This is a genomic window from Streptomyces sp. 891-h, assembly GCF_022760275.1.
Classification (GTDB): domain Bacteria; phylum Actinomycetota; class Actinomycetes; order Streptomycetales; family Streptomycetaceae; genus Streptomyces; species Streptomyces spirodelae.
Genome location: NZ_CP050693.1, coordinates 4,908,688 through 4,921,842 on the forward strand (window position 1 = coordinate 4,908,688; position 13,155 = coordinate 4,921,842).

At 71.3% G+C, this 13,155-nt stretch carries 10 protein-coding genes and 1 pseudogene; 4 read left to right on the plus strand and 7 right to left on the minus strand.

Annotated features, from left to right (window positions below; translation table 11 throughout):
* The first annotated feature begins 118 nt into the window (after positions 1 to 118).
* Positions 119 to 1,540: a S28 family serine protease gene (locus tag HC362_RS21535; protein WP_243085639.1), complete on the plus strand. Its 1,422-nt coding sequence runs from the start codon at positions 119 to 121 to the stop codon at positions 1,538 to 1,540.
* A gap of 13 nt (positions 1,541 to 1,553) precedes the next feature.
* Here the strand turns inward: HC362_RS21535 and HC362_RS21540 are convergent, their stop codons facing one another.
* Positions 1,554 to 2,414 (minus strand): sugar phosphate isomerase/epimerase family protein, encoded by an 861-nt coding sequence (locus HC362_RS21540; protein ID WP_243085640.1) that lies wholly within the window; start codon positions 2,412 to 2,414, stop codon positions 1,554 to 1,556.
* Between the two features lie 136 nt (positions 2,415 to 2,550).
* Complete coding sequence (locus tag HC362_RS21545; RefSeq protein WP_243085641.1) at positions 2,551 to 3,645, minus strand: LacI family DNA-binding transcriptional regulator; 1,095 nt, start codon at positions 3,643 to 3,645, stop codon at positions 2,551 to 2,553.
* Between the two features lie 193 nt (positions 3,646 to 3,838).
* Between HC362_RS21545 and HC362_RS21550 the strand changes: the two genes are divergently transcribed.
* From HC362_RS21550 to HC362_RS21560, 3 genes are read left to right on the plus strand one after another with little or no spacing between them, the layout of a single operon-like run.
* Positions 3,839 to 5,011 (plus strand): Gfo/Idh/MocA family oxidoreductase, encoded by a 1,173-nt coding sequence (locus HC362_RS21550; protein ID WP_243085642.1) that lies wholly within the window; start codon positions 3,839 to 3,841, stop codon positions 5,009 to 5,011.
* A complete protein-coding gene (locus HC362_RS21555; RefSeq protein ID WP_243085643.1) occupies positions 5,008 to 6,216 on the plus strand; it encodes a dihydrodipicolinate synthase family protein in 1,209 nt (402 codons plus the stop codon). Before HC362_RS21550 ends, HC362_RS21555 begins: the two co-directional genes overlap by 4 nt.
* Entirely contained in the window at positions 6,213 to 7,052 is an 840-nt protein-coding gene (locus tag HC362_RS21560) for a sugar phosphate isomerase/epimerase family protein (RefSeq protein WP_243085644.1), read from the plus strand. The genes HC362_RS21555 and HC362_RS21560 overlap by 4 nt, the downstream gene beginning before the upstream one ends.
* A gap of 23 nt (positions 7,053 to 7,075) precedes the next feature.
* Here the strand turns inward: HC362_RS21560 and rbsD are convergent, their stop codons facing one another.
* From rbsD to HC362_RS21590, 5 genes and pseudogenes are all read right to left on the minus strand, one after another.
* Complete coding sequence (gene rbsD / locus HC362_RS21565) at positions 7,076 to 7,465, minus strand: D-ribose pyranase (RefSeq protein WP_243085645.1); 390 nt, start codon at positions 7,463 to 7,465, stop codon at positions 7,076 to 7,078.
* Positions 7,462 to 8,475 carry a ribokinase gene (locus tag HC362_RS21570; protein ID WP_243085646.1) on the minus strand — a complete coding sequence of 338 codons (1,014 nt, stop codon included), beginning with the start codon at positions 8,473 to 8,475 and terminating at the stop codon, positions 7,462 to 7,464. The genes rbsD and HC362_RS21570 overlap by 4 nt, the downstream gene beginning before the upstream one ends.
* Positions 8,476 to 8,594: 119 nt before the next feature.
* A pseudogene (locus tag HC362_RS35075) lies at positions 8,595 to 10,557 on the minus strand (substrate-binding domain-containing protein).
* Between the two features lie 22 nt (positions 10,558 to 10,579).
* Entirely contained in the window at positions 10,580 to 12,145 is a 1,566-nt protein-coding gene (locus tag HC362_RS21585) for a sugar ABC transporter ATP-binding protein (protein ID WP_243085649.1), read from the minus strand.
* A complete protein-coding gene (locus tag HC362_RS21590; protein ID WP_243085650.1) occupies positions 12,142 to 13,149 on the minus strand; it encodes a LacI family DNA-binding transcriptional regulator in 1,008 nt (335 codons plus the stop codon). The genes HC362_RS21585 and HC362_RS21590 overlap by 4 nt, the downstream gene beginning before the upstream one ends.
* Positions 13,150 to 13,155 lie beyond the last annotated feature (6 nt).

The following is a 13,155-nucleotide window of genomic DNA, read 5'->3' on the forward strand; positions in this document are numbered from 1 at the left end:
CCGCTGAGCGGGGCGCGCTCTCCCGAATTCCGTACACGTGGTCGGTTCCGGGGTCTGGCGGAGCCGGTCGGACGCCGATAGGTTCTCGACGACTTTTGGCGAAAACAGGGGAGGGTGAATGCGTAAAACGCTCAGATGGCTGCTCTCGCTGGTGGTGCTCATAAGCACCTTCAGCGTGGGCGGTGCCACCGCGGGGGCCGCCACCACGGCCGGGACCGCAGGCGAGACGGACATCAAGGACCGCATCCTCGCGGTGCCCGGGATGAGTCTCATCGAGGAGAAGCCCGTCGACGGGTACCGCTTCTTCCTGCTCAACTACGAGCAGCCGATCGACCACCGGCACCCGAGCAAGGGCACGTTCAAGCAGCGCATCTCCATCCTGCACAAGGACACCAACCGTCCGACGGTCTTCTTCACCAGCGGCTACAACCTCTACACCAACCCCAGCCGCAGTGAGCCGACGCAGCTGACGGACGGCAACCAGGTCTCCATGGAGTACCGCTTCTTCACCCCCTCCCGGCCCAAGTCGGCCGACTGGTCGAAGCTGACCATCTGGCAGGCGGCCAGCGACCAGCACCGTATCTACAAGGCGCTCAAGCGGATCTACAGCAAGAACTGGATCGCGACCGGCGGCAGCAAGGGCGGTATGACGGCGACGTACTACCGCCGTTTCTACCCGCACGACATGGACGGCACCGTCCCCTATGTCGCGCCCAACGACGTCCGCAACCGCGAGGACTCGGCCTACTACGAGTTCTTCAAGAACGTCGGTTCCAAGGAGTGCCGTGACCGCCTGAACGGCGTGCAGCATGAGATCTTCGAGCGGCGCGACGAGATGGTCCCGCGGCTGAAGGCGTGGGCCAAGGAGAACGGCTACACCTTCAAGCTGGCCGGCAGCGCCGACAAAGCGTTCGAGTTGATCTCCCAGGACCTGGTCTGGGGCTTCTGGCAGTACCACCTGGAGAGCGAGTGCGACCAGGTGCCCGCCACCGACGCCTCCACCGACACGCTCTACAAGTGGGCCGACGAGATCGGCGGCTGGGAGGCAGGCACCGACCAGGGCATCACCCCGTACGTCCCGTACTACTACCAGGCGGGCACCCAGCTGGGTTCGCCCGACTACGAGGAGCCCCTGCTCGACGACGTGCGCAAGTACCCGGGTCTGAACGTGCCGCGCACCTATGTGCCGCGCAGCATCCCGATGGCGTTCAACAAGCACGACCGGGCGATGCGTGACATCGACCGCTGGGTGCGCCACCGCTCCTCGCAGATGCTCTTCGTCTACGGCGAGAACGACCCCTGGGGCGCCGAGCCGTTCCGTCCCGGCAGGCACACCGAGGACACGGCGGTCTTCTGGGCGCCCGGACAGGACCACGGCGCGAAGATCGCCACGCTCAAGGAGAGCGACCGGGTGGAAGCCACCCGCATGGTGATGGAGTTCGCGGGTCTGAAGGCCGCACACGCCAAGAAGCCCAAGCGGCTGACGGCCTACGACAAGAAGCTGGACAAGCCGCGCAAGACGCTGGAACTGCGTCCGTGACGCGCGCGGCCCGCTAGGCCGCGTCCGCCAGCAGACCCAGCAGGTGTGCGCGGACCTGCGGCAGCAGCGCGGGCAGCTCACGGATCTGCGGGTACCAGCGCTTCTCGTACTCCCAGCACAACCACTCGGCGCCCGTCCCCTGCCCGGGGGCGGGCGCCTGTGCGTCCGTCGCGCGGGTGAGCACCTCCGCGACGTCGGTGAGCGGCAGTACGCCCTCGCCGGGCGGCAGCGGGGTGGTGTCCTGCCTGGAGGCGATGTCCTTGACCTGTACGTAGCCCAGGTGCGGGGCGAGCAGCCGGTAGGTCTCCTCGGGGTCCTCGCCGCCGCGCCAGGTGTGCATCACGTCCCACAGCGCCCCTGCGCCCGGGTGGTCGACGGCGCGCAGCACGCGCGCCGCGTCCGCGCCCGTGGCGTGCGAGTCGTGGGTCTCCAGCAGCACCCGTACGCCCAGCCCGGCGGCGGTCTCGGCCGCCTGCCGCAGCCGCCGTACGGCCCTCGTGTCGCCCTCCGTGCCGCCGGGGCCGCTGCCGGTGTCGCCGGGGCCGCCGACGGTGTCGCCGCCCGGGAAGACCCGGACGTACGGTGCCCCCAGGTCGTGCGCCAGCTCCAGCAGCGCGCGCATCTCGTCGAGGACGGGCGCGTCGTCGCCGCTCGCGGCCACCCGCGGGTATCCGGCGACGCACAGCAGGGCGACCTCCGCCTCGGCGAACTGCCGTGCCACCCGCTGCCGCTCGGCGCGGTCGAGGCCGGGGTGCACGGGTTCTTCCGGATGGGCGCGCAGTTCGACCCCGTGGAAGCCCGAGCGGGCGGCGAGGCGCAGCACCTCGGGGACGGGCATGCCGGGGACGCCGAGAGTGGAGAACGCGAGTCGCATGGGCTCACCCGACCAGATGCCCTCCCGTCCGGCAAGGTTCCGGCGGTACGTGTCGGACGGCGGGCGGGCGGCGGGCAGCGGCGGGTGCGCCCGGGGCTCCGGCGCCCGGCAGCGGTCTCGTTCGGGGGGCTGGGCCTCAACCTCCGGCGCGGGGCGGTGCCGTGGAGGCGCGTACCACCAGTTCGTGTCCGATGGTCGTCACACCGCCCCGCGGCGGCGGTTGCGTGCCCAGTGCGAGGCGCCCGGCGCGGGCCCCCGCCTCCTGCAGCGGTAGCCGCACGGTGGTCAGCGTGGGCGAGGCGTCGGCGCTGAAGGGCAGGTCGTCGAAGCCCGCGACGGAGACGTCCTGCGGGATGCGCAGTCCCGCCTCCCGCAGCGCGGCGCACACCCCCAGGGCCACGGTGTCGTTGGCCGCCAGCACGGCGGTCGTCTCGGGGGCCCTGTGCAGCAGTTCGCGGGTGCTCTCGTAACCGGCTGAGCGGTGGTAGCCGCCACCGTGCACGGTCAGCCGTTCAGCGCGCGCGGGGTCGAAGCTCTCGTGCGCCTCCAGCGCGGCGCGGTGGCCCTCCAGCCGGTGCCGGGTGGTGGTGCGCTCGGCGGGGCCCGCGACGTAGCCGATGTGCCGGTGGCCCAGCGCCAGCAGGTGCCCGGTCAGTGCGCGCGCTCCGCCGCGGTTGTCGAAGGCGACCGTCAGCAGCGCACCGGGCGCCGCGCCGCCGCCCTGGCCGTCCCTCAGGGGCGGTCTGCCGCACAGCACGATCCGGGTGCCGCCGGCGGCCAGCCGGCGCAGCCGCGCGGCGAGCGCCGCGCTGTGCTCGGGGTCCTCCACCGCCCCGCCGGTCAGCACGATCGCCGCGGCGCGCTGGCGTTGCAGCAGCGTGAGGTAGGTCAGCTCCCGCTCGGGAGAGCCGCCGGTGTTGCAGACGACGGCGAGCTTGCGCGGGACGGGTCCTTCGCCCTGGCCCTGGCCTTCCAGCTCGCCCTGCACGGCGGAGGCGATGATGCCGAAGAACGGGTCGGCGATGTCGTTGACGAGGATGCCCAGCAAATCGGAGCTGGCGGCGGCCAACGCGCTGGCGGGGCCGTTGACGACGTACTCCAGCTCCTCCACGGCACGCAGCACGCGGTTCCTGGTGGCACCCGCGACCGGGTAGTTTCCGCTCAGTACCCGCGAGACCGTCGCCGACGAGACACCGGCGCGTGCCGCCACGTCCGCCAGGGTCACTGCCATCCGTTCCTCCGCCTCGTCCTGTTCGAGACATGTTCCCACGCTGCCGCCGCGCCGGTGCCCCCTGCGTCAACTCCCCTGCCGCCGCCCCGGGTCTCTTGCTGCCGCCTGTGGCCGGGTCTACGGTGAGCGGTGGTAAGCGCTTACTAAACGGTGCTCACCACACAGCGCCGCGACAGCAGGGAGACGAGCCCACGTGTCACGCAGGACGATCCGGATCGCCATGAACGGCGTCACCGGCCGGATGGGGCACCGCCAGCACCTCGTACGCTCCGTCCTCGCGCTGCGGGAAGAGGGCGGCATCGACCTCGGCGGCGGCGAGACGCTGTGGCCCGAGCCGGTGCTGGTGGGGCGCAGAGAACACGCGCTGCGCGCCCTCGCGCACGAGTACGGGCTCGACCCGGAGGCGGTCTCCACCGATCTGGACGCGGTACTGGCCGACGACAACATCGACATCTACTTCGACGCACAGGTCACCTCAGCGCGCCAGGAAGCGCTCAAGAAGGCCATCGCGGCGGGCAAGCACATCTACGCGGAGAAGCCCACGGCCGGCACGCTGGACGGCGCCCTGGAGCTGGCCCAAGCGGCGTCCCGGGCGGGGATCAGACACGGTGTCGTCCAGGACAAGCTCTTCCTGCCCGGTCTGCGCAAGCTCGCCAGGCTGGCCGGGAGCGGCTTCTTCGGCCGGGTGCTTTCGGTGCGGGGCGAGTTCGGCTACTGGGTCTTCGAGGGCGACTGGCAGAGCGCCCAGCGCCCCTCCTGGAACTACCGGGCTGAGGACGGCGGCGGCATCGTCAGCGACATGTTCCCGCACTGGGAGTACGTGCTGCACAACCTCTTCGGCCGCGTCACCTCCGTGCAGGCGCACGCCACCACCCACATCCCGCGGCGCTGGGACGAGCGGGGCGAGCCCTACGAGGCGACGGCGGACGACGCCGCCTACGGCATCTTCACCCTGGAGGGCGGGGCCGTGGCGCAGATCAACTCCTCCTGGGCGGTACGGGTGCACCGGGACGAGCTGGTCGAGTTCCAGGTCGACGGCACCGAGGGCTCCGCCGTCGCGGGGCTGCGCGGCTGCCGCTACCAGCACCGCGCGGGCACCCCGAAACCGGTGTGGAACCCCGACCTGCCCGTCACCGAGCGCTTCCGCGAACAGTGGCAGGAGGTGCCCGACAACGACGGCGACGCCGACACCAACGGTTTCAAGGCGCAGTGGGAGCTGTTCCTGCGCCATGTCGCCGACCGGGAGGCCGCCGAGCCCTGTCCGTGGGACCTGCTCGCCGGGGCGCGCGGGGTGCAGCTGGCCGAGCTGGCCCTCAAGTCGTCGGCCGAGGGGCGCCGCTGCGAGGTCCCGGAGCTGGCGCTGTGATCCGGCTGCCCGACCCCGCCACCGGAGGGACCCGCCGCTACGAGCCGCGAAAGGCCCCCACCGAGGCCGTACGCGGCCACCACCGCACCGGCGGCGGTGCGGCCGTACCGCTCACCTCCCGTACGGTCCTCGCCGCAGCGCACGTGGTGGCCGACCCGCTGGCCGACACCTCGCCCGGCGGCCCCGCTGCGCTCGACTGGGACGCCACGCTCGCCTTCCGCCGCCATCTGTGGGGGCACGGCCTGGGCGTGGCCGAGGCGATGGACACCGCACAGCGCGGTATGGGCCTGGACTGGGCGGGCGCCGCCGAACTCATCCGGCGCTCGGCGGCCGAGGCCGAGGCGGTCGGCGGGCTGCTGGCGTGCGGCGTGGGCACCGACCAACTGGGCCCGCACCCTTCCGGCGCGGGCGCGGCGCCCGGGCAGACGCTCACCGCGATCACCGCGGCGTACGAGGAGCAGCTGGCACTCACCGAGGACACCGGCGCACAGGCAGTCCTGATGGCCTCCCGGGCGCTGGCCGCCGCAGCGCGCGGCCCCGAGGACTACGAACACGTCTACGGCACACTGCTGCGCCAGGCGAGCCGCCCGGTCATCCTGCACTGGCTCGGCCCCATGTTCGACCCGGCGCTGGAGGGCTACTGGGGCAGCGGCGACCTGGACGAGGCGACCGACACGTTCCTGCGCATCATCGCGGCCCACCCCGAACGGGTCGACGGGGTGAAGGTCTCGCTGCTGGACGCCGACCGCGAAGTGGTGCTGCGCCGACGGCTGCCCGAAAGCGTCACCTGCTATACCGGTGACGATTTCCACTACCCCCGGCTGATCGAGGGCGACGAGGCGGGCCACAGCGACGCGCTGCTGGGCGTCTTCGACCCGCTGGCCCCGCTCGCCGCGCACGCCGTACGGCTGCTGGACTCCGGGGACGCCACGGCCTTCCGCGCGGTGCTCGACCCGACCGTGCCGCTGGCGCGCCACCTCTTCGAGCAGCCGACCCGCTACTACAAGACCGGTGTGGTGCTGCTCGCCTGGCTGGCCGGGTACCAGGAGCACTTCACCATGGTCGGCGGCCTCCAGTCGGCCCGCTCCCTGCCGCACCTGGCGCGCGCCTACGAACTGGCCGACTCCCTGGGGCTCTTTCCCGACCCCGAGCGCGCCGAGCAGCGGATGAGACTGCTGCTCACCGTCCACGGAGTGGCCCAGTGAGCCCGGCGCAGGGCCTGGCCAGGCTCTCGATCAACCAGGAGACCGTGCGCCCGCTTTCCCTGCCCGAACTGGCCGGCAGGACGGCGGAACTGGGCATCGGCGGAGTCGGACTGTGGCGCGATCCGGTGCGCTCCTACGGGCCCGCGGCAGCCGCCCGCCTCATGCGTCAGAACGGACTGGCCGTCACCTCGCTGTGCAGGGGCGGCTTTTTCACGGCAGCGGAGGCCGGGGCGCGGCGCGCGGCACTGGACGACAACCGGGCGGCGCTCGACGAGGCGGCCGAACTGGGCACCCGGGTGCTGGTGCTGGTCTCGGGCGGGCTGCCGGACGGTGAGCGGGATCTGGCCTCCGCCAGGGAGCGGGTGGCCGAAGCGCTCGCCGAACTCGCCCCGTACGCGCGCGAGCGCGGGGTGCGGATGGCCCTCGAACCGCTGCACCCGATGTACGCTTCGGACCGCTGCGTGGTCTCCACGCTCGGTCAGGCCCTCGATCTGGCCGAGCGGTTCCCCGCCGAGGAGGTCGGGGTGGTGGTCGACACCTACCACCTGTGGTGGGACGAGCGGGTCCCGCGGCAGATCGCCCGCGCGGGGGAGCAGGGCCGGATCGCTCTGTTCCAGCTGGCCGACTGGGTCACTCCGCTGCCCGAGGGCGTGCTGCTGGGCCGGGGACAGCTGGGGGACGGCGCGGTCGACCTGCGGGCCTTCCGGACGTGGACGGAAGCGGCCGGCTACCGGGGCCCGGTCGAGGTGGAGATCTTCAACCCCGCGCTGTGGGAGCGGGACGGCGCCGAAGTGCTGCGGGAGACGGCGGCGAGGTATCTCCAGCACGTGCTGTAGCGACACAGCCGGCACTCAGCGGCTCAGAACGGCACTCCGCAGCGCAGCGCCACGTTCGCGTACGGTCTCGCCTCGCCCGTGCGCACCACCAGGCGGGCCTGCCTGGTCAGCTTCTTCAGTTCCTCGTGCGGCACCAGTTCCAGCCCGGGGAAGTGGCTCTCCAGCAGGGCGCCGCACTCCGGGTTGGCCTGCCGTACCTCTGCGGCGGCGACCGCGCCCTCGACCTCCAGCTCCTCCACCAGGCCGGTGAGCACCTCGGCGAAGGAGGGCACTCCGGCGCGGAAGGCGAGGTCCACCACGGTCGGTCCCTGGGGGATGGGCAGCCCGATGTCGCAGACCACGACGAGGTCGGTGTGTCCCAACTGCGCCAGGGCGCCGGAGAGATGGCGGTTGAGTATCCCGGACTTCTTCATTCCGCACTCTCCTGACCGGCTCTTCGTACTTCGTCGGCGCTGGGGTAGGATTCCTGCGCGCCCGGGCGGGTGACCGCGAGGGCGCCGACGCGTACGGCGTAGCGCACGGCTTCCTCCAGTCCGTCACCGCGGCCCAGCCGCCAGCCGAGCGCACCCGTGAAGGCGTCGCCCGCTCCGGTGGTGTCCACGGCCCGCACGCGCGGGCTGGGGACCCGCACCATGCCGATCCCGTCCGTCACTTCGGCACCCACCGCCGGCCCGGCCACCAGCGCGCCCTCGGCGCCCAGGGTGACCACGACGCTGCGCGGGCCCAGTGCGAGCAGCGCGGTCGCCCACTCCTCGGGCCCCGCGCCCGGCGACTGCCCGTCGAGCAGCAGTCGTGCCTCGTGCTCGTTGAGAACCAGCGGATCGCACAGGGCCAGCACGTCCTCGGGGAGGCGGGCGGGCGGTGAGGGGTTGAGCACCAGCCGGGCACCGTGCTCGGCCGCCGCGTGCGCCGCTGCGGTGACCGTCTCCAGTGGGATCTCCAGCTGGAGCGAGACCACGGCGGCGGCCGCGAAGAGGTCACGCGCGGCTGCCACATCGTCCGGAGTGAGCCGGGCGTTGGCGCCGGGTGAGACGACGATGCTGTTGTCACCCGCAGCGTCGACGGTGATGAGGGCGACGCCGGTCGGGGGTGCGTCCTTGCCCTCCTCGGCACCGCCGGTGCCGTCCTTGGCCACCGTGCCGGGGGTATTGGTCGCCCCCGCGAGGAGCCCCGACAGGGTGGCGCCCGCAGCTCGCTGTGCCTCGGCCAGCATGCGGCCGTACGCGTCGTCGCCGACGCGCGCCAACAGCGTGGTGCGGGCGCCGAGCCGGGCGGCTGCCGCCGCCTGGTTCGCGCCCTTGCCGCCCGGGTGGATCACCAGATCCGACCCGAGCACCGTCTCGCCGGGGCCCGGTCGGCGGTCCAGACCGATGACCAGGTCGGCGTTGGCGGAACCTACGACCAGCAGGTCGTATCCGTGCATCCGGGGTGCTCCTTCTCGGCCCGCGCGCGGGCGCGGCTGCCCGCGACGGGCCGTTCAGCCTGTCGTTCCTGCGGCTCCCGTCCGGGGAAGCGGCTCCCGGCTGGAGAACCGCGCCCCGGTCAGGAGAACCGGTCGACGTTCTTCTTGGTGACGACCTTCACCGGGACCTTGATCTGCTTGTCGACGTCGGAGCCGTCGATGACGCGCATGGCATTGCGGACGGCCATCTTGCCGAGCTCGGCGGGCTGCTGGGCGACGGTCGCGTTGATGGTGCCCTTCTTGATGGCCTTCATCGCGTCGGTCGTGCCGTCGAAGCCGACGATCTTGACGGACTTGCCCGCCTTGGAGCCGAGCGCCTTGACCGCGCCGAGCGCCATCTCGTCGTTCTCCGCGAAGACGGCGTCGATCTCCGGGTGCGACTGCATCGCGTTGGTGGTCACGTCCAGGCCCTTGGTGCGCTGGAAGTCCGCGGGCTGCTTGGTGACGACCTTGATGCCGGGGTACTTCTTGAGGCCCTCGGTGAAGCCCTTGCCGCGCTCGCGGGAGGCGGAGGTGCCCGTCTGCCCCTGGAGGTGCAGAACCTGGCCCTTGCCGCCGAGCTGGTCGGCGATCTCCTTGGCGGCCTTCTCGCCGCCCGCGACGTTGTCGGAGGCGACGGTCGTCTTCACATCGGCCTTGTTGACGCTGCGGTCGGCGGCGATGACCGGGATGTTCGCGTTGTTCGCTGCCTTGACGGAAGGGGCCGCAGCGTCGGAGTCGACCGGGTTGATGATGATCGACTTCACCTGCTGCGAGGTGAAGTTCTGGATCTGGTTGGCCTGCTGGGAGGCGTCGTCCGAGGCGTTCTGGACGCTCAGCTCCGCGCCCTGTGCCTTGGCCTCCTCCTCGGCGCCCTTCTTCATCTGGACCATGAAGGGCTGGTTGAGCGCGGATATGGCGAAGCCGATCTTGGGCTTGTCCTTACCGCCGCTCGAACCGTCGCCGGAACCACAGGCCGTTGCCGTCAGTGCGACTGCCGTGGCCACGACGACGACAGACGTGTTCGTTCTCTTGCTCATTGCTGCATTCCTTGCAGTCGGCAGATGGATGAACTACGCGAGCTCCCCCGTCGCATAAAGATCATGCGCGGCGACGCAGTGTATCGAGGAGCACGGCGAGCGCAATAACTACCCCAATGACAACCTGCTGCCAGAAAGCGGAAACGTCGAGAAGGTTGAGTCCATTGCGCAGAACAGCGAGGATAAGCGCGCCGATCAGCGTTCCGGAAGCCTTGCCGACGCCTCCGGCGAGACTGGCACCACCAATGACGACGGCCGCAATCGCATCCAGTTCGTAACCATTGGCGGCCGTCGGCTGGGCCGAGGCGAGCCGGGATGCCAGGACGATTCCGGCGATGGCGGCGAAGGTGCCCACCAGGGTGTAGATCACCAGCTTCTGGCGGCGGACCCGGATGCCGGACAGGTGCGCGGCTTCCTCGTTTCCGCCGATGGCGTACATCGAACGGCCGCTGTAGGTGCGGTTGAGCACCAGCGCCGCCAGCAGACCCATGGCGATCATCACCAGGACCGGCACCGGCAGCCATTCCCCCATCGTCCTGCCGATCCAGGTGAGGGAGTCGGGCAGCACGACCGGGCTGCCCTCGGAGACGACCTGTGCCAGGCCGCGCGCTGCCGAGAGCATCGCCAGGGTCGCGATGAACGGCGGCAGCTTCCCGTACGAGATCAGGATGCCGTTCACCAGTCCGGCGGCGGTGCCGGAGAGGATGGCCAGGACGACGCCGAGAAAGACCGGCATGCCCTGGGTCGTGGTGAACCAGCCCAGCATGACCCCGGAGAACGCCGCCACCGAACCGACCGACAGGTCGATGCCGCCGGAGACGATGGCGAACGTGACGCCGAAGGCGAGGATGGCGGTCACGGCCGCCTGTACGCCCACGTTCAGCAGGTTCGTCGTGGTGAAGAAGTTGCCGGTCCAGAACGACAGCACGAGGACCAGAACGGCGAGCGCGGTGAGTGCGCCGTTGTCCTCCAGGACGCGGCGTACGCGGTTGGGCGGCCCGCTGCCGCCGGGGCGCTTGTCCAGGCGGTGACCCGGCTGCTGCGTGTCAATGGCCACGGGGAGAATCCTCCATCTCGCTCGTACCTGGCGCGGAGGTGCCGACGGCCAGGGCCATGACGGCGTCCTGGGTCGCTTCCCGCGCGGTCAGTTCACCGGCGATCCGGCCCTGGGACATCACCAGGATCCGGTCGCTCATGCCCAGCACCTCGGGGAGGTCGCTGGAGATCATCAGCACCGCGTGGCCGGAGGCCGTCAGCTCGTTGATGAGCTGGTAGATCTCGACCTTGGCGCCCACGTCGATGCCTCGGGTGGGTTCGTCCAGGATCAGCACGCGGCTGTTGGCGAGCAGCCACTTGCCGATCACGACCTTCTGCTGGTTGCCGCCGGAGAGGGTGCGCACATGCTGATCGAGTCCGGCCATCCGTACGCCCAGCCGGTCGGCGATCCGCGAGGCCGCCCTGCGCTGGCCCGCACGGTCGACCAGACCGCCCCTGCTCGCCTCCCGCAGGGTGACCAGGCCGAGGTTCTCCGCGACCGACGCGTCCGGCAGCAGGCCCTGCCCCTTGCGGTCCTCGGGAACAAGGCCCAGCCCCGCCGCGTGCGAGGCCCATACGTCGCCGCCGGGCAGCCGCTTGCCGGCCACCTCGACGCGCCCGGCGTCGTAGTCGTCGGCGCCGAAGACGGCGCGCACCACCTCGGTACGGCCGGCGCCGACCAGCCCGGCGATGCCGACGACCTCACCGGCGCGCACCTCGAAGTCGATGTTCTCGAAGACGCCGTTCTTGCGCAGCCCGGAGACCCGCAGCAGCGGCGCGGCCGAGGCGGCCGCCTTCTCGGCCTGTACGGTCTCGCGCGGGTACTGCTGCTCGATGCTGCGGCCCACCATCATCCGCACCAGCTCGTCCTGCGGGGCGTGGGCGGAGACCTGGCCGACGCTGCGGCCGTCGCGCAGCACGGTGACCCGGTCGCCGATGGCGGCGATCTCCTCCAGGTGGTGGGTGATGAAGACGATGCCCACACCCTCGGCCCGCAGCTTGCGGACGATGACGAAGAGCCGGTTCACCTCCTCGGCGGTGAGCACGGCGGTCGGCTCGTCCATGATCAGGACGCGGGTGCGCAGGCTGAGCGCCTTGGCGATCTCGACCATCTGCCGCCCGGCGATGCCCAGCTTGCCGACCGGGGTGCGCGGGGGAGCGGTGACGCCGACCCGGTCCAGCAGCACCTTGGCGTCGGCCTCCATCTTCTTGCGGTCCACCAGGCCGAACCGGCGCGGCTGCCGGCCCAGGAAGATGTTCTCCGCGATGGACAGGTGCGGCACCAGGTTGAACTCCTGGTGGATGGTGCCGATTCCGAGCTTCTCCGCGGCCTCGGCGCCCGTGATGCGCACTGCCTTGCCCTCACGCAGCACCCGTCCCGCGTCCGCGCGATAGGTGCCGGAGAGCACCTTGATCAGGGTGCTCTTGCCGGCGCCGTTCTCGCCCAGCAGGACGTGCACTTCACCGGCGCGCAGGTCGAAGTCGACACCGTCGAGGGCGACCACGCCGGGGAAGGTCTTGCGGATGCCCTCCGTGCGCAGCAGTTCCCGTGCCGGGGGCGGGTCTGGGGTGGTCAACGACGCGTCCTTTCGTCTTCGCCGCAGGAGCGGCGCGCTATGAGGTGGGCGGAGAGCGTGACGGAACCGGCGCTCCGGCCCTCCACCAGGTCGGTCAGCGCGGCGACCGCGCGGTGGCCCAGCTCCTGGGTGGGCTGGGCGATCGCGGTGATCGGGGGGTCGGTGTGCAGGAACCAGGGGATGTCGTCGAAGGCGGCCAGCGACACATCGGCCGGCACCCGCATGCCCCGGGTGCGCAGCTGCTCCATGACGCCCAGCGCCATCAGGTTGTCCGTCGCGAAGATCGCGTCGGGCGGCTCGGGCAGCGCGAAGAACCGCTCCGTGGCCCGCCGTCCGCTCGCCGTCTGGAAGTCGCCCTGGCCGATGAAGGTGTCGGGCAGCGGCAGTCCGTGCTCCCGCAGCGCCGAGCGGAAGGCGTGGACCCTCTCGTTGCTGGTCGTGCTCGCGACGGGCCCGGTGATGATAGCCAGCCTGCGGTGTCCGAGGGCGTACAGATGAGCGACGAGATCGCGAACTGCGGGCTGCCCGTCGGCACGCACCAGCGGTACGTCCAGACCCTCGATCCACCGGTCCACGAACACCATGGGGATGCCCAGCAGCGCGGCCTCCCGCAGCGCGACGGAGTCGCCGGAGGCGGGGGAGACGAGCAGTCCGTCGATCCGGCGGTCCAGCAGGGTGCGCACATGGTGGTCCTGGAGCGCGAGCTGTTCGTCGGCGTTGCCGATGATCACGCTGTAGCCCTTGCTGCGGGCCGCGTCCTCGACCGCACGGGCCAGCTCGGTGAAGAAAGGATTCAGCACGTCGCTGATGACCAGCCCGAGGGTGCGCGTCTGGTCGGTGCGCAGGGAGCGGGCCAGCGTGTTGGGCCGGTAGCTCAGTTCGGAGACGGCGGTCAGCACCCGGGTACGGGTCTCCTCGCGGACCCCGCTGTGGTCGTTGAGGACGCGCGAGACCGTGGCGACGGAGACGCCGGCGCGTGCCGCGACGTCCTTGATGCCTGCCATTGCCGT

What these genes read in the sequence shown, in the direction of transcription:
- HC362_RS21570 (WP_243085646.1), bottom strand. Translation starts at nt 8,475, where the DNA reads ATGCACGGATACGACCTGCTGGTCGTAGGTTCCGCCAACGCCGACCTG.
- rbsD (WP_243085645.1), bottom strand. Translation starts at nt 7,465, where the DNA reads ATGAAGAAGTCCGGGATACTCAACCGCCATCTCTCCGGCGCCCTGGCG.
- HC362_RS21535 (WP_243085639.1), top strand. Translation starts at nt 119, where the DNA reads ATGCGTAAAACGCTCAGATGGCTGCTCTCGCTGGTGGTGCTCATAAGC.
- HC362_RS21540 (WP_243085640.1), bottom strand. Translation starts at nt 2,414, where the DNA reads ATGCGACTCGCGTTCTCCACTCTCGGCGTCCCCGGCATGCCCGTCCCC.
- HC362_RS21545 (WP_243085641.1), bottom strand. Translation starts at nt 3,645, where the DNA reads ATGGCAGTGACCCTGGCGGACGTGGCGGCACGCGCCGGTGTCTCGTCG.
- HC362_RS21590 (WP_243085650.1), bottom strand. Translation starts at nt 13,149, where the DNA reads ATGGCAGGCATCAAGGACGTCGCGGCACGCGCCGGCGTCTCCGTCGCC.